The 25,176-nt window shown below is 60.3% G+C and carries 23 protein-coding genes; 18 read left to right on the top strand and 5 right to left on the bottom strand.

The genetic code is table 11. The annotated features are described in order from the left end of the window. Positions 1-210 precede the first annotated feature (210 nt). Positions 211-1,098 (bottom strand): AraC family transcriptional regulator, encoded by an 888-nt coding sequence (locus tag DFO50_RS10010; RefSeq protein ID WP_028498983.1) that lies wholly within the window; start codon positions 1,096-1,098, stop codon positions 211-213. Between the two features lie 226 nt (positions 1,099-1,324). On the opposite strand from DFO50_RS10010, the gene DFO50_RS10015 reads away from it, so the two are divergent. Genes DFO50_RS10015 through DFO50_RS10030 form a run of 4 tightly spaced genes read left to right on the top strand, consistent with a single transcriptional unit; the run spans position 1,325 to position 5,461 of the window. Then, the gene (locus tag DFO50_RS10015; protein WP_112692439.1) at positions 1,325-2,977 is read left to right on the top strand and encodes a (2,3-dihydroxybenzoyl)adenylate synthase; all 1,653 of its coding nucleotides are present in this window, start codon (positions 1,325-1,327) and stop codon (positions 2,975-2,977) included. Continuing rightward, the gene (locus DFO50_RS10020; protein ID WP_112692440.1) at positions 2,974-3,738 is read left to right on the top strand and encodes a thioesterase II family protein; all 765 of its coding nucleotides are present in this window, start codon (positions 2,974-2,976) and stop codon (positions 3,736-3,738) included. Before DFO50_RS10015 ends, DFO50_RS10020 begins: the two co-directional genes overlap by 4 nt. Continuing rightward, positions 3,738-4,043, top strand: coding sequence for an isochorismate lyase (locus DFO50_RS10025; RefSeq protein ID WP_107890063.1), 306 nt, complete (start codon positions 3,738-3,740; stop codon positions 4,041-4,043). The genes DFO50_RS10020 and DFO50_RS10025 overlap by 1 nt, the downstream gene beginning before the upstream one ends. Beyond that, positions 4,040-5,461 carry an isochorismate synthase gene (locus DFO50_RS10030; protein ID WP_112692441.1) on the top strand — a complete coding sequence of 474 codons (1,422 nt, stop codon included), beginning with the start codon at positions 4,040-4,042 and terminating at the stop codon, positions 5,459-5,461. The genes DFO50_RS10025 and DFO50_RS10030 overlap by 4 nt, the downstream gene beginning before the upstream one ends. Before the next feature lie 62 nt (positions 5,462-5,523). On the opposite strand, the gene DFO50_RS10035 is transcribed toward DFO50_RS10030, so the two are convergent. Then, a complete protein-coding gene (locus tag DFO50_RS10035) occupies positions 5,524-6,747 on the bottom strand; it encodes an arabinose transporter (RefSeq protein ID WP_051528788.1) in 1,224 nt (407 codons plus the stop codon). 233 nt (positions 6,748-6,980) lie between these two features. On the opposite strand from DFO50_RS10035, the gene DFO50_RS10040 reads away from it, so the two are divergent. Next, positions 6,981-7,613, top strand: coding sequence for a TetR family transcriptional regulator (locus tag DFO50_RS10040; protein WP_028498977.1), 633 nt, complete (start codon positions 6,981-6,983; stop codon positions 7,611-7,613). A gap of 91 nt (positions 7,614-7,704) precedes the next feature. On the opposite strand, the gene DFO50_RS10045 is transcribed toward DFO50_RS10040, so the two are convergent. Then, positions 7,705-8,652, bottom strand: a complete 948-nt coding sequence (locus DFO50_RS10045; RefSeq protein WP_084299981.1) for a GlxA family transcriptional regulator — start codon at positions 8,650-8,652, stop codon at positions 7,705-7,707. A 232-nt stretch (positions 8,653-8,884) separates the two neighbouring features. Between DFO50_RS10045 and DFO50_RS10050 the strand changes: the two genes are divergently transcribed. The 5 genes from DFO50_RS10050 to DFO50_RS10070 all read left to right on the top strand — a co-directional run bounded on the left by DFO50_RS10050 (position 8,885) and on the right by DFO50_RS10070 (position 16,145). Next, complete coding sequence (locus tag DFO50_RS10050) at positions 8,885-10,495, top strand: methyl-accepting chemotaxis protein (protein WP_107890067.1); 1,611 nt, start codon at positions 8,885-8,887, stop codon at positions 10,493-10,495. Positions 10,496-11,210: 715 nt separating this feature from the next. Then, positions 11,211-12,086, top strand: a complete 876-nt coding sequence (locus DFO50_RS10055; protein ID WP_107890068.1) for a LysR family transcriptional regulator — start codon at positions 11,211-11,213, stop codon at positions 12,084-12,086. A gap of 29 nt (positions 12,087-12,115) precedes the next feature. Next, complete coding sequence (locus tag DFO50_RS10060; protein ID WP_051528787.1) at positions 12,116-13,756, top strand: methyl-accepting chemotaxis protein; 1,641 nt, start codon at positions 12,116-12,118, stop codon at positions 13,754-13,756. A gap of 234 nt (positions 13,757-13,990) precedes the next feature. Beyond that, positions 13,991-14,314 (top strand): hypothetical protein, encoded by a 324-nt coding sequence (locus tag DFO50_RS10065; protein ID WP_112692442.1) that lies wholly within the window; start codon positions 13,991-13,993, stop codon positions 14,312-14,314. Positions 14,315-14,531: 217 nt separating this feature from the next. Next, on the top strand, positions 14,532-16,145 hold the full coding sequence (locus DFO50_RS10070) for a methyl-accepting chemotaxis protein (RefSeq protein ID WP_051528786.1): 1,614 nt from the start codon (positions 14,532-14,534) through the stop codon (positions 16,143-16,145). 73 nt (positions 16,146-16,218) lie between these two features. On the opposite strand, the gene DFO50_RS10075 is transcribed toward DFO50_RS10070, so the two are convergent. After that, positions 16,219-17,268: a hypothetical protein gene (locus DFO50_RS10075; RefSeq protein ID WP_146745045.1), complete on the bottom strand. Its 1,050-nt coding sequence runs from the start codon at positions 17,266-17,268 to the stop codon at positions 16,219-16,221. Positions 17,269-17,461: 193 nt separating this feature from the next. On the opposite strand from DFO50_RS10075, the gene DFO50_RS10080 reads away from it, so the two are divergent. The 8 genes from DFO50_RS10080 to DFO50_RS10110 all read left to right on the top strand — a co-directional run bounded on the left by DFO50_RS10080 (position 17,462) and on the right by DFO50_RS10110 (position 24,514). After that, complete coding sequence (locus tag DFO50_RS10080; RefSeq protein WP_028498973.1) at positions 17,462-17,980, top strand: DcrB-related protein; 519 nt, start codon at positions 17,462-17,464, stop codon at positions 17,978-17,980. A gap of 115 nt (positions 17,981-18,095) precedes the next feature. Next, on the top strand, positions 18,096-18,452 hold the full coding sequence (locus DFO50_RS10085; protein WP_233495234.1) for a YciI family protein: 357 nt from the start codon (positions 18,096-18,098) through the stop codon (positions 18,450-18,452). Positions 18,453-18,506: 54 nt separating this feature from the next. Further along, a complete protein-coding gene (locus DFO50_RS19160) occupies positions 18,507-18,659 on the top strand; it encodes a hypothetical protein (RefSeq protein ID WP_156952499.1) in 153 nt (50 codons plus the stop codon). A gap of 16 nt (positions 18,660-18,675) precedes the next feature. Beyond that, a complete protein-coding gene (locus DFO50_RS10090; RefSeq protein WP_112692443.1) occupies positions 18,676-19,614 on the top strand; it encodes a LysR family transcriptional regulator in 939 nt (312 codons plus the stop codon). 239 nt (positions 19,615-19,853) lie between these two features. Next, positions 19,854-21,866, top strand: coding sequence for an FUSC family protein (locus DFO50_RS10095; RefSeq protein WP_112692444.1), 2,013 nt, complete (start codon positions 19,854-19,856; stop codon positions 21,864-21,866). Further along, complete coding sequence (locus DFO50_RS10100) at positions 21,856-22,050, top strand: DUF1656 domain-containing protein (RefSeq protein ID WP_028498969.1); 195 nt, start codon at positions 21,856-21,858, stop codon at positions 22,048-22,050. Before DFO50_RS10095 ends, DFO50_RS10100 begins: the two co-directional genes overlap by 11 nt. After that, positions 22,043-22,972, top strand: coding sequence for an HlyD family secretion protein (locus tag DFO50_RS10105; protein ID WP_107890070.1), 930 nt, complete (start codon positions 22,043-22,045; stop codon positions 22,970-22,972). Before DFO50_RS10100 ends, DFO50_RS10105 begins: the two co-directional genes overlap by 8 nt. Positions 22,973-23,029: 57 nt before the next feature. Next, positions 23,030-24,514, top strand: a complete 1,485-nt coding sequence (locus tag DFO50_RS10110) for an efflux transporter outer membrane subunit (RefSeq protein WP_199489796.1) — start codon at positions 23,030-23,032, stop codon at positions 24,512-24,514. On the opposite strand, the gene DFO50_RS10115 is transcribed toward DFO50_RS10110, so the two are convergent. Beyond that, entirely contained in the window at positions 24,466-25,149 is a 684-nt protein-coding gene (locus DFO50_RS10115; RefSeq protein WP_112692445.1) for a DAPG hydrolase family protein, read from the bottom strand. The two genes, DFO50_RS10110 and DFO50_RS10115, sit on opposite strands and share 49 nt — an antisense overlap. Between the last annotated feature and the right edge of the window lie 27 nt (positions 25,150-25,176).

A 25,176-nucleotide genomic window follows, 5' to 3' on the forward strand; every position in this document is an offset into this window, starting at 1 on the left:
AGAGGGCAAGGGTCAATGTCAGTTGCCAGTAAATAACAACCATTCTCAAATATGACATTGTTCCACCTGCTCCGGGTGTCCGGGCGGCAATGCTTTAGATGGCCGGACTGTTTCGTTAGATCGGGAGCAGCTCATGAATGCCCCGGGGGCGGGGAAGGGCGCCGACGTCACCGTGACGCCGGCGCCCTTCCCCGCCCCCGGGGCACCGCCTCAGCAGATCTCGCTGGGGGAAATACCGTATCGCTTGCGGAAAGCGATGGAGAAATGCGCGGGGCTGTAACCGACCCGGTACGCCACGGTCGAGACGTTGACTTCCTCGTCGCACAGCATGCGGTGCGCTTCGCGCAGGCGGTATTCCTGCAGGTAGCCAAACACGCTGGCACCGAACACCTTGCGGAAGCCGACGGTCAGCTTGCGCGGGTTCATGCCGACCCGGGTCGCCAGTGCGTCGAGCGTCGGCGGTTCCTGCAGGGATTCCACCAGCAGGTCGCGCGCGGCGTGAATGCGCTCGACCTCCGGGCAGGCGATGCGCGGCGCCTCGGTCGCGCCCGCCTCGCCGGAAAGAAACTGGGCGCTGAGCGCGGCCAGTTCCATGGCCTTGCCGCCGAGGTAAAGGTCACGGGTCGGACCGAACATCTGGCAGGTTGCGATCTGCGACGCCAGCGCCTGCATGGCGCGTGGTGCCGGGCAGCTCATGATCCTCGGGTCCCCTCCCGGGCGCCGCACCAGAGGCTCGGGCAACCAGCCGGCCCGGTCGTTCAGGGCTTCGACACCGAGCTGGACGATGGTGTAGCGCAGGGGCTTTTCGGTGCCGTAAATCTGTGTCGACGTGAAATCGCCGTCGCTGGCGATGGTGCACAGGCTGGGCCCTTTGATCAGGTGCTCGGGCTGCCCGGGAATCCGGCAGCGCAGTTGCCCGCTCTGCACGAGGATCAGCCGCAGCCCGCGTTCCAGCGGTTCCTCGAACCAGTCTTCGCTGGCCGAGCACAAGGTGCCGGTTACCAGTTTGATGTCCGGATCGATGTGCGCGACACCGGGCCGGTTGCCGGGCACGCAGGCGGCGTCATCGGAACGGGGAGAAATGATGGTGATGGTCATCGGGTTTCCTGTTCCCCGGAGACCGCCGGCACGGCAGCCCCTTCGGGATAGGTGAATGCGGAGGGACTTCTGGCGCAAGCGGATGGCGCTTCGGTCACTTCGCCCATGAATCGAATGAAAAAGCCCGGCAGTCGAAAGGAGCGGGCTTGCACGGTCCCTGTTTGTTGCTTAATGATAACAAATATCATTTACAAAAAATATCAATCAGGTATTCACCGGAGATTTCATGACTTCCTCGCGCCTCCCCGCTTCTGCCATCGAGCCCCCGGCTGACGCCCCCGACTGGCCCGAGCCGTTCATCCGGCGCTATATCGAGGCCGGCTACTGGCAGACACAGGATTTCGCCGGCGCGCTGGCCATCAGCGCAGAACGCCATCCGCAGCGGATCGCACTGAGTGCCGACGGTCACCACATCACTTATGCCGCACTGCTCGAACGTTGCCGTCGCCTGGCGGCCGGGTTGCATCAGGCCGGGCTGAAGGCGGGAGACAATGTGGTGCTGCACCTGCCCAACAGCATCGCCTTTGTCGAGACCTGCTTCGCCCTGTTCCAGCTCGGCGTGCGCCCGGTGCTCGCCCTCCCGGCCCATCGCCAGCATGAAATCGCCGGCTTCTGCCGTTTCGCCCGGGCGGCAGCCTATATCGGAGCCGGGCAGGCAGACGGCTTCGACCCGCGCCCCATGGCCCGTGCGCTGCTGGACGAAGGCGCCTGCTCCATGGCGCTGATCCACGGCATGGCCGATGCGCCGCTGCAGTCGATGGCACCGCTGTATCAGGCTTCTCCGCGGGAAGAATGCGCGGCCCGTGCGGAAGATATCGCCTGCTTCCAGCTCTCCGGCGGCACCACCGGCACACCGAAGCTGATCCCCCGGCGCCATCGTGAATACCTCTACAACGTGCGCGCCAGCGCCGCACTCTGCGGCTTCGACGAAAGCACGGTGTACCTGACCGGTCTGCCGATGGCACACAATTTCACGCTCTGCTGCCCCGGTGTGATCGGCACCCTGCTGGCCGGCGGACGCGTGGTGGTCAGCCAGCGCGCCGACCCCGAGCACTGCTTTCCGCTTGTCGCCCGCGAGCGGGTCACCCATGTTGCCCTGGTCCCGCCGCTGGCGATGCTGTGGCTCGATGCCCAGGCCAGCCGCCAGGCTGATCTCTCCAGCCTGCGCCTGCTCCAGGTTGGCGGTTCGAAGCTGGGCAGCCATGCGGCACGGCGCATTGCCCCAGTCCTCGGCTGCCAGCTGCAGCAGGTCCTGGGCATGGCAGAAGGGCTGGTCTGCTACACCCGGCTGGATGATCCGCCCGAGCGCCTCATTGAAACCCAGGGCCGTCCCCTGTCACCGGCCGACGAAATACGGGTGGTCGACGCGGAAGGCCATGATGTCGCCGATGGGGAAGTGGGCGAACTGCGGGTTCGCGGCCCGTATACCATCCGGGGCTACTACCGGCTGCCCGGACACAACGCCCGGGCCTTCGATGAAAACGGTTTCTACCATACCGGCGACCGCGTGCGCCGGCGGGCCGACGGCTATCTGGTAGTCGAGGGGCGCGACAAGGACCAGATCAACCGCGGCGGCGAAAAAATCGCGGCCGAGGAAGTGGAAAACCTGCTGATCGCCCATCCCCAGGTCCACGACGCTGCGGTGGTAGCCATGCCGGACAGCCTGCTCGGAGAGCGTACCTGCGCTTTTGTCATTCCGCGTCAGCCTGCCCCCTCGGCACTGAAACTCAGGCAATACCTGCACAGCCAGGGCCTGGCCGCATTCAAGGTGCCGGACCGCATCGAGCTGGTGGCGGCCTTTCCGCAGACCGGCATCGGCAAAATCAGCAAGAAGACGCTGCGCGAATGCCTGCGCCAGGAACTGGAGGCGCGCGCATGAGCCATCCCGCCGAAACCTGGGTTCGCCCCTTCCGCCTGACGCCCATGCCGCGCCTGCGTCTGGTCTGCTTCCCCCACGCCGGCGGCAGCGCCAGTTTCTTTGCCGCCTGGAAGGAACGGCTGCCCGCCGACATCGACCTGCTGGCGATGCAGTATCCGGGCCGGGAGGACCGTTTCAACGAGACGCCGTCGACCGGCATGGCCCCCCTCGCCGAAGGCGCCGCCCTGGCCCTGCGGGAGTTCGCCGACGCGCCGCTGGTGCTGTTCGGCCACAGCCTCGGCGCAGCGCTGGCTTACGAAACGGCCCTGCAGCTGGAACACGCCGGCCTGCCGCCGCACCACCTGTTCGTCTCCGCCCTGCCGGCACCGCACCTGCAGCGTGGTGGCGAGCTGCACCGCGGTGACGAGGCCGCGCTGCTGGACGACATCCGCCGCCAGGGAGGCGCCAGCGAACTGCTGGAGGATGCGGACCTGCGCGCCCTGTTTCTGCCCATCCTGCGTGCCGATTACCAGGTGATCGAGACCTATCGCCGCGCCCGGCCGGTCGCCCTGGCCTGCCCCGTCGATGTCCTGCTCGGCGATCGCGACGAAGAAGCCAGCAGCGACGAAGCGCAGGGCTGGGACCTTGCCGGCCGGCAGCGGGCAACGCTGAAGCGTTTTCCCGGCGGCCATTTCTATCTGGTCGGACAACGCGCCGCCGTGATCGAACACCTGCTGTGCCGCCTCGGCCACGCCGAAACCCTTTTCCGGGAAATTGCCTGATGACAACGCCTGAAAACTGCAGCAGCCTGCTCGAGGTCCGCGACGCAATCGACCGGATCGACCATGAGATCATCCAGGCCCTTGGCCGACGCATGGAATACGTCAGGGCCGCATCGCGCTTCAAGGCCTCCGAGGCCGCCATACCGGCGCCGGAGCGCGTGGCCGCGATGCTCCCGGCACGCGCCCGCTGGGCGGAGGAGAACGGCCTCGATCCGGCCTTTGCCGAGACCCTGTTCTCGCAGCTCATCCACTGGTACATCGACGAGCAGGTCAAGTACTGGCGGCAGACCCGGGGGATCGCATGAGTTCCCCGGTCGCAAGCCAGCATCTGCCGCTCCTGCATCACACTTTCGAGCGCGCCATCCGCCGGGCCGAGGCACTTGGTCATCCGGTGCTGGCAGCGGTCTCGTTCGGGATCGATCCACTCGACCCGCTGCAGGTGTTCGGCACCATGGATGACGGTCAGACGCCATTTTTCTACTGGGAGGGCCGGCAGCCCGACCTCGCATTCTTTGCCTGGGACCGCGCCCTGGAACTCGATGGTCATGGTGAGCGGCGTTTTGTCCGGATCGAGGAAAACTGGCAGGCCCTGTGCCGGCATGCCGTCGTCGAGGGCCCGCTGGCGCCACGCCTGTGCGGCGGCTTCCGTTTCGACCCGGCCGGTCCCCGCCAGAAACACTGGCAGGCATTCGGCGACGCCAGCCTGGATCTCGCCCGTCTGACCGTGCTGCGCGAGGGCGACACCTGCCGGGTGCTCTGCCAGCAACTGGCGGAGGCCGGGAACGATGCCCTGACCCTGGCCATCCGCCACGACTCGATACTGCGGCGACTGCGCCAGCCGGCCCGGAGGCGAGGACAGCCCGCGGCGGGCAGTCCGCACACCGGGGCTTCGGCACAGGAACGCAGGGACTGGGAAAGCAAGGTGGCCGAAGCCGTCCGCAACATCCGTCAGGGGCAGCTTGGCAAGGTTGTTCTGGCGCGCTCGCAGAACCAGCCGCTGGGCGGGATCGAAGCCTGGCACGTCATCGAATACCTGCGCCGGCAGCACGGCAACACCCAGCTGTTCGCCTGCAGACGCGGCGACAGCTGCTTCCTTGGCGCCTCGCCGGAGCGTCTGGTGCAGGTACGCGGGGGGGAAGCGCAGACCCACGCGCTCGCCGGAACCGCCGCCCGCAGCACCAACGCCAGGGAAGACGCCCGCCTCGGCAAGGCATTGCTGGACAGTGCCAAGGACCGCCACGAGCACCAGCTGGTGGTCGACGCGATCCGCGCCGCGCTGGCACCCTGCAGCGAAACCCTGGAGATACCCGGAACGCCGGTACTGAAGCAACTGGCCAGTGTGCAGCACCTGAACACCCCCATCCGGGCCCGGCTGGCCCATGGCGCGGGCATCCTGCGACTGGTCCAGGCGCTGCACCCGACACCGGCGGTGGGCGGCTACCCGCGCGCGGCGGCACTGGACTATATCCGCCGGCACGAGGGCATGGACCGCGGCTGGTATGCCGCCCCTCTGGGCTGGGTGGATGGCGAGGGCAACGGCGACTTTCTGGTCGCGCTGCGCTCCGCCCTGCTCTCTCCCGGGCAAGGCGGCGTCCTGTTCGCCGGCTGCGGGCTGGTGGGGGACTCGGACCCGCAGCTCGAATACCGGGAAACCTGCCTGAAACTCGCCGCCATGCAGGAAGCCCTGCTTGCCACGGCAAGCCAGGACACTGCTATTGCCTGAATGCGCCGTTCCCCGCCACCCGCCGGCGGGGAACGGCGCGTCAATGCCTGAGCTTCAGGAAATCAGGCATGCACGGCTGTCCTGGCCGGTTCTGTCACCAGCAACCGCCAGGCGACGAACACCGACAACCCCACGGTCACCGCCCCGGCAAGATAGACCGAGCCGATGCCCCAGGCGCCGGCCAGCGCACCGGCCAGCGGACTGGTGAGACCAAGAGCCAGGTCAAGGAACGCCGCATAAGCCCCCATCGCCAGGCTGCGGGTCTGCGGCGGTGCGCGGCGCAGTGCTTCCACGCCAAAGCCCGGGAAAGCCAGCGAATAGCCGAAGCCGGTCAGCGCGGCACCGAGCCATGCGCCGGCGGCGGCATCGCTTCCCCAGATCAGCAACTGACCGACGGCCTCGATGATCACGCTGACGAGCGCCACCTTCGCCCCGCCGACCCGGTCGGGCAGATGCCCGAACAGCAATCGTGCGGCGATGAAAGCCACCCCGAAAGCGGTAAAGGCTGCCGATGCGTTGTCCCAGCCCCGGGCTGCGAACAGCAAGGCGATAAAAGCGGTGATGAGGCCAAAACCAACGCTCGACAGGGCCAGCCCTGTCCCCGGCACCCACACCGCGCCGAGCACCTTGTAGAACGGCGTACGGCGCTGTGCGGCAGGCGCGACGCCTTTGACGCCGGCGACAATGCCAAGCGCCAGCAGCGGGATGAATACGGCGGAGACGGCGATGCCGTGAAAACCCCACTGCGCGCTCACGGCCACCCCCAGCGGCGCACCGAACGCATACGCGGCATAGATGGCGATACCATTCCAGGCCATGACTTTGCCGGCGTTCTGCGGCCCGACCAGGCCGATACCCCAGCCCATGGAACCGGTCACGATCAGGCTTTGCCCGAAGGCCAGCAGGATGCGCCCGGCCAGCAGGATCCAGACGGCCACTTCTGGCGCATCAGCAAATGCCAGCGACACCAGGTAGGCCAGCCCCGATGAGGCAGCCGCAACGGTTCCCGCCACGACCGCCTTCTTCGGACCGCGCATATCGGCGAAATTGCCCGCCCAGGCACGGGTAAGCAAAGCTGCAGCAAATTCCGAACCGATAACCAGACCGACCACCAGCGTGCCCATCCCGAGTGAATCATGAAGGTACAGCGGCAGCACCGGGAGCTGCATGCCGAGGGTGAGGAAAGCGATGAACACGGTCATCGTGAGCGGCAGCAGTTTCATCAGAACGCGGGGGGCCGGCGGGGTCAGCGCCGCCGCCGCATGGTGCGAAGTGTTTTTTTCCATGTTGAATATTTCGTGCAGTGACCGGCCAGCATTCAGAACGGCCGGCCTGGTGTCAGGTTGTGAGTGGCCCGACGGAACAAGGTCGACCAGAACAGGAGAAGGCGGACATGGGTGTGCCGTTGTTGAGGGCGTTCAGGTTCCGTGGAACAATGCGAATAATTCATCGCGTTCAAATTATGCGATCAATCAGTCGCATTCTCTATTCGCATTTGCCGACTTGCCGGAACCACACCATGCCGAAGAGCAAAAACCCCGATGTTTCCTCACGAAAGCAGCCACAGCAGGCGCGTTCGAACGAGCTGGTGAGTGCAGTGCTGCAGGCAGCGACTCAGGTTCTGGCCCGGGAAGGCGCCACCCGGTTCACTACCGCACGCGTGGCCGAGAAGGCCGGAATCAGCATTGGCTCCCTGTACCAGTACTTCCCCAACAAGGCCGCAATCCTGTTCAGGCTGCAAAGCGACGAATGGCAGCAAACGCTGGACATGCTGCGCCGCATCCTCGATGACACGGCGACACCGCCGCTGACGCGGCTGCGCACGCTGGTTCACGCATTCATCCGTTCCGAGTGCGAGGAAGCAGAGGTTCGCGGAGCGCTCAATGACGCGGCACCGTTCTACCGGGACAGCCCGGAGGCAAAAGCCATACGGGCGGAGAGCGACCGGATGTTCGGCGCATTCATGGAACAGCTGCTACCCGATGCGGCCCCCGCCTCTCGCGAGCTGGCCAGCGACATGATCTCCACCACGCTTGGCACCGTCGGCAGCAGTTTTTCCCGCACCCGGCGGACAAAAGCGGAAATGGTTGCCTACTCCGATGCCTTGGCCGATATGTTCTGTGCCTATGTTCGATCGATTCAGCAGGATTGAGGTTTGCACCCTGTATTCATTTCGCCAGATCCCGATTCAGTCGGTGCGCCGCACCTGGCGAACGGCGGACACATGCCAGACTGGAAGGAAATCAATTTCGCCCGGCCTGACGAATGGCACACGGAGGGCGCCCTATTATGCGTATAAATGCCCTGCGCATCCGTTCCGGATCGACAAATCCTGAAAGTCCGGCGATTTTTTCCAGTGATTCAGATCCGCTTTCAATCCGGTCACGCGCAATTTCCACTCTGATCCGTTCAATGGCCCTGGCTGGAGATTCCCCGGTTTCCCGCTTGAAGACACGGGCAAATTGTCGGGAACTGATGCAGGCCACTCTGGCCATGTCATCGACACGGATAGGTCGCATGACATTTTCACGAACATAGGCCAGTACATTGCGAATCCGGTCTGATGCCGGGGCCAGATCGCCGAGTGTGGAAAATTGCGATTGACCGCCCGCCCGGCGGTGATAAACCACCATTTCACGTGCGACAGCACGAGCCAGATCGATGCCATGGTCAACCTCGATCAGTGCAATGGCCAGATCAATGCCTGCCGTTATGCCGGCAGAAGTCCAGATATCGCCATCCTGAACAAATACCTGCTCGCCATCCACTCGCACTGATGGATAGTCCTGTCGCAAACGATCCACGTAACGCCAGTGGGTCGTTACCTTGCGCCGATCAAGCACGCCAAGTGCCGCCAGCAGAAACACGCCCGTACACACACTGGCGACGCGACGCGAGGCCGTCACCAGCGAACGGAATACCTCTGTATCCAGATCGGCTGGAGAGAACGGGCTGGGTGCCCCCACCACGATCAGCGTGTCCAGCCGCTGTGGCTGAATGGCTGCCGATGGCACCGTGGCCTGCGGCAATCCCAGACTATTGAGTACCGCCCCCCCTCCTGTTGACAACAGATGGAAGCGATAGGTGTCACTTGTGTGCAAGTGATTGGCAATTTCAAAGGCACAAAGCGGGCCGGCCAGATCCAGCATCTGGTGCCCTGGATAAATAAAGAAGCCAATTTCACGAATCATGTCTGTTTTTGAGGGGTAAACGTCCTTCCAGGCGGCAGGATGCTGACATATCCTTGCCAGCGTCAAGAAAGAATTTCATTAGCCTTTTCCATACTCGCCATGCGCTGCCACAGCCCTGTTTGCGTCTCTGCAATCAATTTTCCACTCACATTCGTCCAGATTTTTAATTAGTGCCATTACTCCATGATTTCTTGAAATTTTATTGTATATACAACCATAATCAGGGCATATCATGCGTGTTTCCACCCGGCTTGCAATCATCATTTTTACCAGTTTCTTTGGTCTGCTGCTGCTGGCAGGCTTTTCGCTCTACAGCATCCGCACGTCGCTGAACAAGGAGAAAGAGGCCTTTATTGTCAGCCAGTTGAAAGCAGCGGAAAGCATTCTCAAGTACTACCAGGGTCAGGAGAAACAGGGAAAACTCACCATGGCAGAGGCCCAGGCCAGGGCGGCCCTGACGCTGACCATGATGAAGCATGACGATTTTTATTACTTCGCCCGGACAAAGGACAATATCCTTGTTGCTCATACCAAATCTGACCGAGTGGGCAAGGTCGACACCGGCAGCAAGCTGCCCGATGGACGGACTACGGTCGACGCCTATAACGATGCATTGAAAACCGGCATCTATGGCCTGACCGTCATCATGACCTCACGCAAGGGCAGCACGGAAGAACTGCCGAAACTCAACGGCGTTTACCGCTTCGAACCCTGGGGCTGGGTGGTGGGCACGGGTATTTTCACAGACAGCATCGACAGGACATTCTGGAACAACGCCTGGGTGCTGCTGGGTATCGGTTTCACCGTACTGGTCGTCGTCGCCGGACTGGCCATGACCATGTCGCGGCAGATCATCGGGGCCCTGGGTGGCGAACCGGCCTACGCCGTACAGGTGGTCGAAGCCATTGCCGCCGGCAATCTGGCCGATGAAATTCACAGCAGCGGCAAGCCCCACAGCCTGCTGGTGGTCATGCGCAGCATGCAGATCAGCCTGCGGGCCATGATCGAACAGATCTCGCAGTCGGCCGGACAGCTGGCACACACCGCACACGGCATGACCGAACAGATGGAGCGGCTGGAGCAGGCTTCCACCGTGGCCAACGAGTCGACTTCGTCGGCCGCCGCCGCAATCGAACAACTGTCGGTCAGCATCGACCACGTGTCCGCGAACGCTCGCGAAACCGAAGTGGATTCGCGTGGTGTGGCCAAACTGGCGCAACAGGGCCGGTCCACGGCGCACGAGGTATCCACCAGCATTCTGTCCATTGCCGGAGAAATCAGCACCGCATCGACCCAGGTGGTATCGCTGGCAGAACGCACGCGCAATATCAGCGGCATTGCCGACACCATCCGCGACATTGCCGACCAGACCAATCTGCTGGCACTGAATGCGGCGATCGAAGCCGCTCGCGCCGGCGAGGCGGGACGAGGTTTTGCCGTGGTGGCGGACGAAGTCCGCAAGCTGGCCGAGCGCACCGCACAGGCCACCAGCGAGATCTCCAGCATTATCCAGACCGTGGTCAAGGAAACGGCAACCGTCTCCGGGGTCATGGATCACGTGAACCCGATGGTCGAGGCCGGGGTCGCCCAGGTAAACCGGCTGGCAGCATCGCTGGGCGATATTGACGACAGCATGGGACGGACGCTGGAGCGTTTCCGCAACGTGGCCGAAGCCGTGACCGAGCAGAGCCAGGCCGGCACCAACCTGGCCGGAGATGTCGAACGGGTGGTGGGCGTGGTGGAGGAAACCCAGTCAACAGTGCAATTCTCCCGCACGGCGGCGCGACAGCTCGAATCGCTGGCGCTCGGCCTGCAGCAGGAGGTGGCGCGCTTCAGGATCTGACCCCCTGCCCCAAGCACGCAGGTCAGCAGCCCCCCTGGTGACAGGCCTGACTGCGCACGGGCCCCGGGCAAAGGGACACGTCGATTCACAAGGCATCCGTTCGGCATCGTTTCAGGAGCACGACCGCACGCCATTACGCGAATGAACCAACCCCGTACCGGCCAGCCGATTTGATTCATATCAAAACGGGAAGGTGAATTCATCCATGAAAGGCAGTTATCCGGCAGTCATGGATAACGTCCTGTGTCATCGGCTTTTGCAGTCCCGGAAGCCTTCCCCGCCTGAAAATATTTCACTTGTTCATGCCTGTGGGCCCGGTGATTTCGGCTGTCATGTGCCATGAATGGATGAGTGTACCGACACCAGTACACGAATAACAGGGGCGGGATGGCCTGCCGCATTCATGGCTGACGGCATTTTAATCAGCCTGATTTCCCGGCTCAGTGGATGCTGAATCTGCCAGGTCACATTTCATGTCGAATATTTCAACATTTGCCCATTGACTTTTTTCAATAAAGACCCCTGACGCCGGCATGGTGCTCAATGCCATTCTCACAATTCCTCATGACAATGGATAACTGGCGTCCATTTTCAACAATTCTCAACCAAAATTTGATGAGGTACCATCATGACAAACTGATATTTGAGCATAACAAAGAACCCTCTTTCGCCGCGAACTATCCCTAACCAAAATTGACCACTCGGTACAAGCGCCATGTTTGACGATATCTCGCTCTTTGTTCAAATCGTTCGTGCTGGAAACTTCTCCAAGGCCAGCAAACAGCTTGGCATGCCCGCCAACACGCTAAGCCGGCGATTAAGTGGACTGGAAAACAAGCTGGGCACGTTGCTTTTCTCCCGCTCAACCCGGTCATTATCTTGCACACCTGATGGCGAGCGTCTTTACAAATGGAGCGGCGTCAATATCGACAGCCTTGATACGGCTGTAAATTTTATCCGCTCAGGCAAGCAAGGCGAAAACGAAAAAGTTCACATTCAGGTTCCTACAAATTTTTTTGAAATATTTCAAAACAGCTTTTTCTTTGAACTGCTGAAATTTTACCCTGAGCTGGAACTTGACATCCATGTTTCTGATGATGAGCCTGATTTTGATCATTCGCCAATCAAGCTCCTCCTCTCGACCCAAAAGCCAGGAATGAACAATTGCACGACCCATAAAGTCTGTAATCTTGCATCAGGTTTTTATGCCAGCGAAGCTTATCTGGAGCAGCATGGCACACCAGCAACACCGGAAGAACTGGCAAATCATCACTGCATTTACAGGGGTGGCGAAAAGCCAATCAACGTGCTTTTGCCATATAGCGGCATTTCTCTTCCGGTCAGAATAAAAAGCCGCTTCACCACCAACTCCACCTCTGGAATCATTGACGCAGCAGAGCAAGGTCTTGGCATTGCCATCATCAACGAGCAAAGCGCCAATCTTGCGTCCAGGAAAATAACGCGGATTCTTTCACAATATCAAACCTGTGACGAAGAACTTTATGCTGCATATTCAAACAATAAAAAATTGTCAGCCGGAGAAAAAGCGGTATTTAATTATGCCATAGCAAGAATGACCACAATTGGGTAAGCAAGCCAGAACAGCCAAGGAAAGTAACAATGAAAATATCCACGAAGCTTTACGGATTAGCACTGATCAGCTTCATAGGCCTCGCGGCCATGTTGTGGGTACTTCACTCACAAATGGCTGAAGTTGAAAGCCGGGTCGTAGCGATAAATGAAGACGCATTGCCATCGCTGGTTGCGGCTGAGAATATCCGTGGGGAATTTCAGGAGGCCAGACGCCAGATACTTCTTTCCGTTGCCTCCATAGACGAGACGAGCAATAAAAAAGCGCTGACGACCGCAAGCGAAAACATTACTTCACTGCTTGGGCAACTGGAGCAATACAAAAGCACGATGGTCACCAACGAGGAAGATCGCACCAATATCGATGCAGCGATTGCCTCCGTAAAAAAATGGGAGGCACTTATTCCTGCATTTACAGCAATAAGAGCACAAGCGGCCAACCCCCACGACAAGGCAGCGCAAGACGAGGCCGAACTGAAATATATTGCAACCACCTTTACCCCTGCCGCCATACAAACAGCCAACTTGCTGAAAAAAATTGTTCAGTTCAATAAAGACCTGGCCTATCAGCTGGGAAATAAAGCCGTACAGACCCAGAATGAAGCAAAACGGGTATTGATGACGATTGGCTTTATTCTGCTGGCTGCCATTTTTTCCTCCAGTCTGTGGGTAGCATCAAGCATCAAGCATTCTATTAATCAGCTTGAAGAAAAAATCACAGCCATTACTTCTGACCGCGATTTGACCCTGCGTGTCAGCGACAACGGCAAAGATGAAATTGCTCGCATTGCCACTTGCTTCAATCAGTTGTTACAGATGCTGCAGACCAGCTTTGCCGAACTCAGCCAGATCGGAAGCACGGTAGGGGGTCATGCCACCGAAGTGGCAGGTTCGTCCGCTCAGATGTCACAAGCCGTCGAGCAGGTCAGCGAGTCTACTTCCAGCATGTCGGCAGCCGTCGAGCAGATGACGGTCAGTATCAGCCATGTTGCAGATCGTTCCGCTCAGGCAGATCAACGGGCGCATGAGGCGGGAAATGAAGCCGGGCGGGGAGCGACCATCATCAATGAAACCATCGACATGATTCGCAGCATTTCGGACAGCATCAAACTTGCCGCACTACAAATTACCCAACTGGAAGAAAAAACCACCTCAATCGGCACGGTAGTCAGTGTCATCAAGGACATCGCGGAACAAACCAATCTTCTGGCACTGAATGCCGCCATCGAAGCCGCCCGGGCCGGTGAAAGTGGTCGTGGTTTTGCCGTGGTGGCCGACGAGGTGCGAAAACTGGCGGAACGCACCGCGGCATCAACCCAGGAAATCACCGGCACCGTCGCCTCGATGCAAAGCGATGCCAACCAGACGGTGGCCTCCATGCAAACCGTGGTAAGCCAGGTCGAGGCAGGCGTGGAGACAGCCAGTCAGGCCACGGAAGCAATTAACCGCATACTGGAGCGCACCCACGGTACGGTTGAACAGATTGCCGAGATTTCAAACTCGATGCGAGAGCAATCGACTGCAAGCACCAATATTGCCCAACAAATTGAGCGCGTGGCACAGATGGCGGAGGAAAGCCATTCCAGCTCTCAAAGCAATTCGGCAACGGCAGCCGATCTTAACGAGCAGGCGCAGCAGATGTTAAGCACTATCGGCCGGTTCCGGATCTGAGCAACTGGCCGGCTTCCAGCCAAGGAAACCGGCCAGACAATTTTCCTGCACAGGTGACACCTCTCTCAAGAAACGGCATGCCAATTTCATGAAATTCATCATGCACTCAACAGGACGATTCAACTTCTTATCGTGTCACCTGCCTGGCAAATCTCATAAATATCTTGCGCCCGCCTGTTATCAACAATTTTTCCAACACCCCTTCTACATGAAGCCATTAAAAAGGAACCTGCAATGACAGAAAAAACAAATCAGGAAGAAGAAATCAGGAGATACCAGCAATCCTTTCTCGACAGAGAAAAAGCCTTGCAGATGGTCATTCATCGCATGTCTGCATCCTTGAATTTGCTTACCTGTGTCCTGAAAGAGACGACCACAGAAATGCTTCCGATCACCAAGGAGAAATCGCATCCGTATTGGGTGCTGGTTGAAGCCTGCCTGAGTGATATGGAAGAAACGACGGAAACAATGGAAAGAGCGCTGACATTGATTCTAAGAAAAGAGCAGGACCAGCCCTTCCATCATGACCGGCCATCCCGGCCATCAATGAACAGCTGATCTGGTTAATTTTTCCCTGCCTGACATTTACCCTGCCTTACAAAAAAGCAGGCAAGAGCCGCACACGCTGCTTTATATAAAAACAACATTAGCCACACAAAATTCTATCTGCAAGCTGACATCGAAAATCCGGGAAACTCGTGCTTAACTTTTTATCAGATTGATTTTCAGACGAATATTTCAACTGAAGACGATCTATATAATTGAAACCGGAAAAATGAATATCTCCAGAAAGCTTTTCCTGACGCTCAGTGTCGCCATTTTTGCCCTTCTTTCCGTGGGTGGTTACAGTGTCTGGCAGCAAGGTCATGCACAAGACAGCCACGAAGCCATGATGAACAATATTTTCCCCAGTCTGGACGACATCAACCGTGCGCAGCACGGCCTGTCAAATATTCGTGTTGGACTACGGGATTTTCTGCATGCAGATGATGATGCGCAACGCAATGTGGCGCGAAACAAAATCCTGGCTGCAAAGCAGAATCTGGACATGGCAGTGGCCGACTACCAGGCAAAGAATATCTACAACGATCAGGACCAGGAAAAATTGAATGCGGTGCGGGATTCGGTAAAGCAATACTGGGCAGCCATTCAGCCTGCCCTCACCCGGTCTGTCCAGCTCGAACCTGCGCAGAGAATGGTCCTGATCAAACAGGCCTCGCCCCTGTCCCGTGCTGCCGAGAAAGCACTCGATGAACATTACGCGCTCAACAAGGCGCTCACCATGCAGGACGTAGCAATCAGCCGCGCAGACTATGAGTACACACGCAACCTGTCCCTTGCCTGTATTGCCGTGGCTCTGGCACTGACCGGCGGGCTGTCCCTCCACCTGTTTCGCACAATACGGACAGGACTGACTCAAATTCGCAGCGATCTTGCCAGTGTCAGCGAAACCATGGATTTCACCCGGCGCACAACCGTTCTGCATCATGACGAAATCGGCGATGCCAGCATGGCACTCAACCTGTTGATGGAGAAATTGCAAACCAGCTTCCAGGCACTGCGCCATATCGCCCATGAGGTTCAGGGGGCATCACTGGCGCTGAGCGAGACGGCCCGGCAGGTGGCCGCCGCCTCCTCGGTGCAGAGTGAATCAGCCTCGGACATGGCTGCAACGGTGGAACAGATGACGGTCAGTATCAACCACGTTGCCGGGCAGGCACTGGACACCCGCAGCGGCGCACTGGAAGCGCGGGCACTGGTGGAGTCCGGTTCGGAAATCATCCGCAATACCATTACGGACATTCACGAAATCTCCCGGGTCGTCAAATCGTCCGTAGTCCATATCCAGCAGCTGGAAGCACGAAGTGCTCAGGTGGGGACGGTGGTCAATGTCATCCGGGACATTGCCGACCAGACCAACCTGCTGGCACTGAACGCGGCCATCGAAGCCGCGCGTGCCGGCGAACAGGGGCGCGGCTTTGCCGTCGTGGCCGACGAGGTACGCAAGCTGGCCGAACGGACTGCAAATTCAACGCAGGAAATCGCTTCGATGATCGAGGCCATGCTCGGCATGGCCAGGGAGACCGTCACCGCCATGGAGTCTGCCGACCAGCTGGTGGAAAGCGGTGTGGCCCGGGCAGACAAAGCCAGTCATGCAATAAGCGAGATCGGAGCAAATGCAGACAACGCCGCAACCAGCATCAGCGGCATCTCTGCAGCCATCCAGCAGCAGGGCGTGGCAAGCAACAACATTGCCCAGCAGGTCGAAAAGACGGCACAGATGTCTGAAGAGTCGAGTGCCGCAGCACGAAACACCGCAAGCAGTGCAGAACTGCTGGACACGCTGGTCAGGCAGCAGATGGACACGCTGGCGCAATTCAGGGTCTGACACTGCGCCAGCTCATGCCGAATGCGCGGAAGCACGCGTGACAGTGAAGGTGGCAGGCATTGCCGGCTGCGCACTAGTGCGCCGGGCTGTCGGGCTGTGCCTCGTAAACAGACAGACGGTTCCACATGTCCAGACCGATCAGCGTGCCCTCGCCCACCCGGCGCAGGATGAAATCCCCGCCCTGGTTGTGACGCATGTGGATGAGTCCATGCTCCAGCCGGGCCTGCATCACCAGGCCCGCAAAACCGGTCACCTGCCCGCTGTCACCAAAAGTGATGTCTCTGGCAAGTCCGGTATCCGATCTGAAGCGGCCCCGGGGCAGCCCGGCCGGGGCAGGCGCAGCCAGTGCGGTCCCGGTCAGTGATGCCATGCCTTCGGCTGCCAGGCAGGCGGTCGGGTCGGCAAGCGGAGCGGCACAGGCATGGCGCAGCAACGCCCGGGCCTGAAGGTAACGACCGGCATCCCAGTTCACGTTCGCTGCTTCCTTGCATACGGCGCCAGACATGCCCTTCAGGCATATCTGCGCGGCCTCCTCCAGCCGGTCGGCCGGCAGGGGTTTGGGCAGCGGCCCGGCAGCAAGCGCAGACTGCAGCCAGGCAGCCGGCTCGCCCGCGAACAGTCGGGTGCAGGCAAACCACAGCCGGTCTGCACACATGTCCCGCAGATCCTTGTCGCTGGCCTGAATGCTGTTCTGGCCGCATGCCTCAAGATCCTGCCAGCAGGCCTGCCCGGCCACGCTCGTCGCGGCAGGCATCGGCGGCTGGCAGAACAAGGGCCGGGTCAGGGTGTAGACAAAATCCATCCCGGTGTCGATGGCGCGGCCATCGTCCAGCAGCGTGTAGGCATCACCGATTCCCAGGTCCAGATTGAACACCTTGAGCTGACCGTCGACACGCTGGTAATGCAGCAGTTCAGGCGTGCTGTCTTTCACCCGTCGCTGCATCAGATCGGGGCTGAGCACATGGATCTCGCCCAGCTGGCTGTTGCTGTAGACACCACAGCGCGGAGCCGGCTGGGCGGCTTGTGAAACGGTCGCCAGCCCGCACAGCAATCCCCCGGCCAGCAGGGGCAGCCAGCGCCGAAGGCTGGGGTGGCAAAACCATGAAAGCAGAATTGACTGCACGCCGATTTCCATAAAGCATTGCTCCGGTTTGAGACTTGTCATGCGAGGGTTTACCCGTTATATGTGGCCACGATACACGAAATCGGGCAGACAAAAAGACGCTGCCCAGCCCAAGCGGGAGCCATGCCGGCAACCAGCCCCACCACCGAGTAACAGGCATGACGGTGCCTGATTGCCAGACTGATACCACTCCATGAAATTGCTGCTTCTCAAGGGATTATTTGTCCTTGGTCTTGTGACCCGGGTACATGCTGCCACCTTCTCCATCCCGGATCTTGGCGTATCGTTCGATGCGCCGGACGGATTCACTGAACTTTCCAGCATGGAAATAGCCCTCAAATATCCTCCCGGGCGCCCGCCGGCATTTGCCGCAGGCAATGCGGAGCGGACCACGACCATTGCCTATGACCTGAAAACAACCCTGCTGCCGGCCGAATCGCTTCAGGAGGTCAAGTCCTCACTGGAAGCCGCATTTGAACGCGCGATGCCGGGCCTGCAATGGCAGCAGCGCAAAATGGTCAGCCTGCAAGGCCGGCAGTGGATCCAGCTGGAACTGGTATCACAGGCCATCGATACCAGAATTCACAGCATCCTGCTGATTACTTCATTTCGTGGACGGATGCTGATCTTCAATTTCAATTCGACCCGGGAAGAGTTTGGCAAACTGGAGGCCGCGCTGCGGCAGAGCATGCAGACGATTTCGCTGCAGTAACGGCTCCGGATGGTGGCGCTATTACCCTTAATCCGGCAGCAGGCAATGCCTTCAGCGTGGGGAGGTTCGGAGCACACTCACGAGGTATGGAGCAAGCCCAGTTTCAAGGAGTACCATGATTGCGCTATTGATTACTCGCGCAATCCGTACCGATGGACATCCATATGAAACCGGAAATCAAACCATGTATGTAATAGAGCTCACCTATCAAAAGCCCCTTGCCGACATTGAGGCCCATCTGGAGGCGCATCGCCATTTTCTCGACGTTCATTATGAGAAAGGGATCTTCCTGGCATCAGGCCCGAAGAACCCGCGGGATGGGGGCGTTATCCTGGCCAGCAGCAGTGTCAACCGGCAAGCGCTGGAGGAGATCCTCACAAAGGACCCCTTCCGGCAACATGATCTGGCCCTCTACCGCATTACCGAATTTTCACCAGTGAAATGCCTTCCTGTGCTGAAAGACGTGCTGTAGAAAATTTTCACGTTCAGGGCGGTCTCCTGCCGCCGCTGCATGAGCTTCCTGGCAATGACACGAATCACCCGGACCCGCTTCCTGCAGCAGCTTCTGCAGCGCCTCATCGCGGGCACGCCGAAACGGCCGGAGCAGATGATGAAGGCGCATTTTTCGATCAATGCTTTCTGTGTTATCCAACCTGAAATAAGATTGCATTTTAGTTAATGGCCTGAGGAGCATCATGGCGCGCCCCGATCTCAACTTGCTCCTGGCGCTGGATGCGTTGCTGGATGAAGGAAGCGTCATCGGTGCGGCACGTCGCATGAATTTGAGTCCGCCTGCGATGAGCCGCACCCTGAGCCGCATCCGGGAAGCGCTGGCGGATCCGGTCTTCGTCCAGGTCGGCCGCAAGCTCATGCCCACGCCCAGGGCGCTCGCATTGCGCGAGCAGGTGCGCCTGGCGGTCGAGCAGGCCACGCAGGTGTTTGAACCCGACACCGGCATCGACCTGAAATCGCTGGACAGGCGTTTCAGCGTCCGCGCCACGGATGAGTTCGTGAGCATCCACCTGGGTCATCTGCTGGGGGCGATGGCCACGGAGATGCCGCGCGCGATGCTGCGTTTCTCGCCGGAAGAAGATGACGTGGACGAGGAGGCGCTGCGCAGTGGCCGCATTGACTTGTTTATCAGTGCTTCGCGCAAGCTGGGACCAGAGATTCGTGTGCAGTCACTGTTCACCACGACGTTCGTGGGTGTTGCCCGAGCGCATCATCCGGTTTTTGACGATGAAATCACGCCGGAACGCCTCACGCACTGGGAGCACATTAACGTGTCGCGGCGCGGAAAGGCCATCGGACCGATAGATGCCGCTCTGGAAGCGCAAGGACTGCGCCGGCATGTCGCCCTGGTCGTACAGAGTCCTTATACGGCGTTGTTTGCGCTGCAGGATTCGGATCTGCTGCTGCCGTTGCCCAGGCATCTTGCCAGCAGCGCGCTTGCGGCAGGCCTCAGCATTCGCCTGTTCGAACTGCCGACGCCCCTTGAGACAGTGCTGCTGACGCAGGCGTGGCACCCTCGTCTGGATAGTGATCCTGCCCATCAGTGGCTGCGACATACGATCCATGCCCTCTGCAACAAGGAGGAGGCGGAGGCGGCCAGACGGACACAACCGGAGAGATAGCATGCCCTGATGAGTGCGTTCAACGCATCCATTAAAGTGCAATAAATTCACTTTCTGGAATGATTGGCCATCTCTACAGTGATGCTCGTTACTCACTGCAGAAGGGCGCTATCGTGCGTTCTGCAAACGTGCCTTCGGCATCTCCAGGCATTTGTCCCCGCCACCTTTTCCCGCTCCGGGACTGGCTCGCTCACGGGCTGCCGTACCTCGACCTGACGACACCGCGCGCAACCTGCGTAATGCGTTCGATTCTGGCCGCCTGGCTGGCGCTCGTGGTCGCCTGCTTGCTGGATCTGCACGCACCGTATTCGGCGGCCTCCAGCGTGCTGCTTGTCATCAGCCCGGTACAGGGCACCGTGATCGGCAAAGGGGTCTGGCGGGTACTGGGTACCCTGGCGGGCATGCTGGCGGCCTTCGTTCTGATGAGCGCATTCGGGCAGATGCCCTGGCTGTTCCTGCTGGGCTTTGGCCTGTGGCTGGGCGTTTGCGTGGTGGGGATGACGCTCCTGCGTCATTTTCGGGCCTATGGCGCAACCCTGGCGGGATACACCGTGGGCTTGGCGGCCTATGGCGCCATGCAGCATCCGGAACTCACGTTCGATCAAGTCATGGGGCGCGGCGCGTCCGTGCTGATCGGCGTAGTGTGCCTGGCGGTAGTGTCGGCCCTCTTCAGCACCCGCAGCGTGCACAGCCGCCTGGCGATGCAGCTCAACCGGCTGGCAGCCGCGACCGCAGGCATTCTCTCGACGAATCACCAGGCGATTCACGGTGATGGCACACCTGGCGGCAAACCCCTGGGTGCTGGCAGACGCAACCTCATTACCGACGTGTACGGGGTGGACGACCTGCTGGCGTCAGGGAAAGCCGAGTCCGCTGACCTGGCCCAGCGTGCCGGCACGGTTCGACAAACGATGGTGTCCTTGTTTTCCGCGCTGACAGGCGGCGCACCGCCCATGCGTGCGGGAAGTGCCAGCCTGAATGTCCTTCGATCGCTTCAACCGGCCTGGGAACAGGCCTGGCAGCAGGCCTGCCAGGCATTGACCGACGAACAGGGCCCCGTCGGGCTGGATATTGCAATCCGGACACTGGCTGACATGCGTGCGCAGTTGACAGACATGCTCGCGAGGACATCGCTGGATGAAGCACTGGAACATGCCGCGCTGATGATTGCAGGCGACCGCCTGATCGAACAGCTCGACGATTACCTTGAAGCCCTCAAGGGCATGGCGCGCTTCCATCACCTGCGGCCCACGGCGGCACAAATCCAGGTCCCGTTCTACCGCGACACCACGGCAGCGATCCAGAACGGACTGCGGGCACTGTTGACCGTCGTGCTGGGCGGCACGTTCTGGATAACAACAGGATGGTCGTACGGAGCCATGATGCTGGCGGGGCTGGCGGCGGCTTGCGCACTGCTGTCCACCGCGCCCAACCCCGCACTCGGCGCCGTCGAATTCATCAAGGGCACAGTGGTTGCCGTCGTGATGGCCTTCCTCTGCACCTTCGTCGTTCTGCCCCAGGTCTCTGGACTGCCACTGCTGCTGGTGGTTCTGGGCCTGTTCTGGTTGCCTGCTGTTTATGCGACCACGATGCCGCGTTACGCATTGGCCGGCGTTGCCTATCTCGTGGCTTTCACGACGCTGGCGGCGCCAGGCAATCCGATGCACTACGACTTTGCGCAGTTCCTCAACAGCTCCGTGGCCTGGGTACTGGCGACAATTTTTACGCTGCTGGGATTCAGGATTGTGCTGCCGCGCAATCTGCCACGTGACGTGGCACGCCTGCGCCAGGTCATCCGCGACGAAGCACTGGGCGCCCTGAGAGGCAGGCAAACGGCGGCGAATGCATGGCAATGGCGCCAGCAGCATCGCACGGCGCAACTCGGTGCTTTGCTTAAAACGCAGCCGGAGTTGATGGACCGATCCATATCCGACGCCTCGGCCAGCATTCACCTGGGGCGAGAAGTCCTGCGCGTGCGCAAGGGGTTGCGCCAGGCCCCCAAGGGCTCCGGGTTGCATCGCGTGCTCGCAGCGGCCTTTCGCAACATGAGCCGCCGCGCGGCCGAGCCTCGTCTGGCCGCGCGCCATGCGCGTCGCGCAGCGAAATCCTTGTCGCGGTTACCCGCCACAGACGGTGCCGCGATGGCGGAAACACAGCGATTGACTGTCGTGCTGCTCGACATTGCCGCGCTGCTCGAAAACCACGCGGATTACTTTTCAAACAGGTCTGGAGGCCACACCGATGCTCAGTGAGTTCTCGCTGGCCGGCATTTACCTGCCGCCATTCTTCGTCTACGCGTGTATCGCGCTGCCGATCTATCTGGGGGTTCGCTCCATGCTTGCGCGCAGCGGCGTATTGCGGTGGGTCTGGCACCCCGGCCTGTTCGAATTCGCGATCTCCCTCTGCCTCGTTTCGGTGTTGATACTCTATGTCTAAACTTTCATTCCCGGTAAAGCCGCTCATTCGGGCGGGACTTACATTATTTGTCGTTATCGCCGCAGGATGGCTTGTAAGCGCGCTTTGGCACGCCTATGTCCTGGCCCCCTGGACACGCGATGGCCGCGTCAGTGCGCAGATCGTGCGCATGGCACCGGAGGTGTCCGGCAAGGTAGCGGAAGTCCCGGTGTCAGACGATCAGTACGTGAAGCGGGGCGAAGTGCTGTACCGGATCGAATCGACCAACTTCGCGCTGGCATTGGCACAGGCTGAAGCTCAATTGGCTGCGGCGACAGCCTCGCTGTACCAGAAAACCGGGGATGCCAGGCGACGCCGAGGCATGGAGAGCCTCGTGCCGGCCGAAGAAATCCAGCGCGCAAACCAGGCGGCAGTCATGGCCCGGGCGGAACGGCGCAGTGCGCAGGTCGCGGTGGACCGGGCCAAACTTGACCTGGCGCGCACCGTTGTACACGCCCCGGTGGATGGATATGTCACGCGCCTGCGATTGAACAAAGGTGACTATGCGGTGACCGGCCAACCCAATATCGCCTTGCTGGATGCAAACAGCTTCTGGATCACGGGCTATTTCGAAGAAACCAAATTGCGCGGCATCCAGCCCGGTGCCGCTGCACAGATCCGGTTGATGGGGTTTGACCAGGTCATTCCGGGCCGGGTTGCCAGCATCGGACGGGGCATCGCCGACACCAACCAGCAGGCCGATGCCCAGGGCTTGCCGAGCGTGGAACCTGTTTTCAGCTGGGTCCGCCTGGCGCAACGCATCCCTGTACGCGTAGAAATCGAGCAACTCCCGCATAACGTCGTGCTGGCGGCGGGCATGACCGGCAGCATTGAAGTGGCGACATCGGGGGGCGACTCTCCGCCCCAGGGCCGGCTCATATCGCTACTGCACCACTGGATGTAAGGGATGGTCATGCACGCATCACCGAATCACGCCCGGCAGCGCCGTTGCCGTGTGCTCATGCTGTTTTCACTCCTGGCTGGCCTGGCCGGCTGCACGACGGCAGGTCCTGACTATCACCGACCCGTGGTGCAGGTGCCGGCGAACTGGGTCGAGGCCGGAGCGGCCATGAAAAACAGTGATCACGACGGACTGCGCTCGTGGTGGCAATCATTTCAGGACCCCATGCTCGACAGCCTGGTCGATCAGGTCCTGGCGCGGAATCAGGATCTCGATATCGCACTGGCGCGCCTGCGGCAGGCGCGTGCTGAACGAGAGCAGATCGCCTCCTCGTCCGGACCCACGGTTTCAGCCGGTGGTTCAGGCGAGGCCCGGCGCAGCAGCAAGGCGCTCACTTCGCAATCCGGAGGGGAGTCGCGGGCTTGGCATCTTGGTTTCGATGCCAGTTGGGAGCCGGATCTGTTTGGCGGCACGCGCAGAGCGCTCGAAGCCGCCGACGCGGGTATCGAGGCGCTGGCCGCAGATCATCGTGCGCTGCAGGTAAGCCTGGCAGCCGAACTGGTGTCCAGTTACGCCGGGCTGCGTGCGACGCAACAACGCCTGGGTATCGTGCGCGACAACATTCGTACGCTCGTTGACGCCGAGCGATTGGCCGGACAGGCGCACCGGATGGGGCTGGGCACCCTGGCCGATGTCATGCAGGCACGTGCCGAACGTGAAACAGCCGAAGCGCAGCCACCGTTGATGGAAGCGGACATTGCCCGTTTCAGTCATGCCATTGGTGTCTTGGCCGGTGGTTTCCCCGAAGACGGGCACGCAGCCCTGGCCAAGCTTTCGCCAATGTTGACCATGCGTACTCCTGTGCCGCTTTCATTGCCTTCTGAAGTGATTCGCCAACGCCCGGATCTGCGGGCAGACGAACGACGCCTGGCCGCAGCCAGCGCCCAGATCGGCGTTGCCGAAGCCGAACGCTTTCCCAGGTTTCGTATCCCTTTGGGCATCGGTACCACGGCCAGCATCATTCACAGTCTTTTTTCGGGCGCCAGCCTGGCCTGGTCGGCCGGGATGCAGGGCAGCCAATCGCTCTACGACGGGGGGCGCGCACGCGCGGGTGTGACGGCTGCACAAGCTAATGCCGACGCGGCAAGGCTGGTCTACGAAAAAGACGTGCGTCTTGCGCTTCGCGATGTGGAGGATGCCTTGGTGACATGGACGAGTGAACGCCAGCGCCAGGTCTCCCTGAGCAAGGCCGTTGCCGCCAGCCAGCAAGCCCTGGAGCATTCGACCCGGCTCTACGGGCGGGGATTGAGTGCCTATCTGCCGGTACTTGTCGCACAGCGCACGGTCAATCAGGCGCGAGATGAACAGGTCCTCAGTCAGCTGGAAGAGGTGCGCGGCATCATTGCCCTTTACCGGTCCATGGGCGCGGGGCAGTCAGCCAGGTGCGATACGGCGCCCTGCCGCCCGGGAGATCTGTCCAGTGTGAAAACCGAACTTCACCATGGAAGCGGGACCTCTTCACCATTGGCCTTTTCACCAAAATAAAGCGATGGCAAAAAGCGGGAGAGAAAGGTGAACTCCGTGTAGCAATGCCGCATCAGCGCCAGCCCCATGGCTTCACTCGGGGCATGTTCGTCATCCAGTCCCAGGACGAAGCGGCTGCGAAGCACGCAGCCAAAAGGGGTGTCCCTGGCGACGTGCAGCATTTGTCCGCTCACGGGATCGCCATTCTCATCCAGCTTCACCCCGTCGCCAAAACCGATCCGGGCCGCAACAATGGCCGATACCCGGTGGCTGGCGAAGGCGTCATCCACCATTGAGGGTGCAAACACATCGCGAGGATCATGGAATTTGAGCCTGGCGGTCACCGGAGGAATTTCTCCCAGGGATTCGACAGCGGAGATGCTGGCGCCATGGTAGCGCTTGCCCTTCTCCCAGTTTGCGTCCCATCCCGAATGTTCGACGTGATCTACCGGATGCCACCACTTGATGTGCTGGGTAGTTTCGAAAAACGTGAACCACCAGTCGAGCATCCTTCCCTTGCAGCCATGGAGATCGGTACGCACAGCCACCAGCAGACTGCGATTTTCAAGACGTTGCACCCCCATCTCCAGTGTCATGGGGGCGGGATCAAGGAGAGGACTGTGGTCAAGCCACGGTTTGGCGAGTTGGGACATCATCGGCTTCCTTTCGCGATTGGCGGAGCG

Source organism: Microvirgula sp. AG722, assembly GCF_003269145.1.
Classification (GTDB): domain Bacteria; phylum Pseudomonadota; class Gammaproteobacteria; order Burkholderiales; family Aquaspirillaceae; genus Microvirgula; species Microvirgula aerodenitrificans.

Excerpts from the sequence above, each read along its gene's own strand:
- DFO50_RS10040 (WP_028498977.1), top strand. The coding sequence starts at position 6,981 with ATGCCGAAGAGCAAAAACCCCGATGTTTCCTCACGAAAGCAGCCACAG.
- DFO50_RS10035 (WP_051528788.1), bottom strand. The coding sequence starts at position 6,747 with ATGGAAAAAAACACTTCGCACCATGCGGCGGCGGCGCTGACCCCGCCG.
- DFO50_RS10100 (WP_028498969.1), top strand. The coding sequence starts at position 21,856 with ATGCTCAGTGAGTTCTCGCTGGCCGGCATTTACCTGCCGCCATTCTTC.
- DFO50_RS10055 (WP_107890068.1), top strand. The coding sequence starts at position 11,211 with ATGTTTGACGATATCTCGCTCTTTGTTCAAATCGTTCGTGCTGGAAAC.
- DFO50_RS10010 (WP_028498983.1), bottom strand. The coding sequence starts at position 1,098 with ATGACCATCACCATCATTTCTCCCCGTTCCGATGACGCCGCCTGCGTG.
- DFO50_RS10045 (WP_084299981.1), bottom strand. The coding sequence starts at position 8,652 with ATGATTCGTGAAATTGGCTTCTTTATTTATCCAGGGCACCAGATGCTG.
- DFO50_RS19160 (WP_156952499.1), top strand. The coding sequence starts at position 18,507 with ATGACACGAATCACCCGGACCCGCTTCCTGCAGCAGCTTCTGCAGCGC.
- DFO50_RS10070 (WP_051528786.1), top strand. The coding sequence starts at position 14,532 with ATGAATATCTCCAGAAAGCTTTTCCTGACGCTCAGTGTCGCCATTTTT.
- DFO50_RS10080 (WP_028498973.1), top strand. The coding sequence starts at position 17,462 with ATGAAATTGCTGCTTCTCAAGGGATTATTTGTCCTTGGTCTTGTGACC.
- DFO50_RS10090 (WP_112692443.1), top strand. The coding sequence starts at position 18,676 with ATGGCGCGCCCCGATCTCAACTTGCTCCTGGCGCTGGATGCGTTGCTG.
- DFO50_RS10115 (WP_112692445.1), bottom strand. The coding sequence starts at position 25,149 with ATGATGTCCCAACTCGCCAAACCGTGGCTTGACCACAGTCCTCTCCTT.
- DFO50_RS10105 (WP_107890070.1), top strand. The coding sequence starts at position 22,043 with ATGTCTAAACTTTCATTCCCGGTAAAGCCGCTCATTCGGGCGGGACTT.
- DFO50_RS10030 (WP_112692441.1), top strand. The coding sequence starts at position 4,040 with ATGAGTTCCCCGGTCGCAAGCCAGCATCTGCCGCTCCTGCATCACACT.
- DFO50_RS10050 (WP_107890067.1), top strand. The coding sequence starts at position 8,885 with ATGCGTGTTTCCACCCGGCTTGCAATCATCATTTTTACCAGTTTCTTT.
- DFO50_RS10060 (WP_051528787.1), top strand. The coding sequence starts at position 12,116 with ATGAAAATATCCACGAAGCTTTACGGATTAGCACTGATCAGCTTCATA.
- DFO50_RS10065 (WP_112692442.1), top strand. The coding sequence starts at position 13,991 with ATGACAGAAAAAACAAATCAGGAAGAAGAAATCAGGAGATACCAGCAA.
- DFO50_RS10085 (WP_233495234.1), top strand. The coding sequence starts at position 18,096 with ATGATTGCGCTATTGATTACTCGCGCAATCCGTACCGATGGACATCCA.
- DFO50_RS10110 (WP_199489796.1), top strand. The coding sequence starts at position 23,030 with ATGCTGTTTTCACTCCTGGCTGGCCTGGCCGGCTGCACGACGGCAGGT.
- DFO50_RS10020 (WP_112692440.1), top strand. The coding sequence starts at position 2,974 with ATGAGCCATCCCGCCGAAACCTGGGTTCGCCCCTTCCGCCTGACGCCC.
- DFO50_RS10025 (WP_107890063.1), top strand. The coding sequence starts at position 3,738 with ATGACAACGCCTGAAAACTGCAGCAGCCTGCTCGAGGTCCGCGACGCA.
- DFO50_RS10015 (WP_112692439.1), top strand. The coding sequence starts at position 1,325 with ATGACTTCCTCGCGCCTCCCCGCTTCTGCCATCGAGCCCCCGGCTGAC.
- DFO50_RS10095 (WP_112692444.1), top strand. The coding sequence starts at position 19,854 with ATGCGTTCGATTCTGGCCGCCTGGCTGGCGCTCGTGGTCGCCTGCTTG.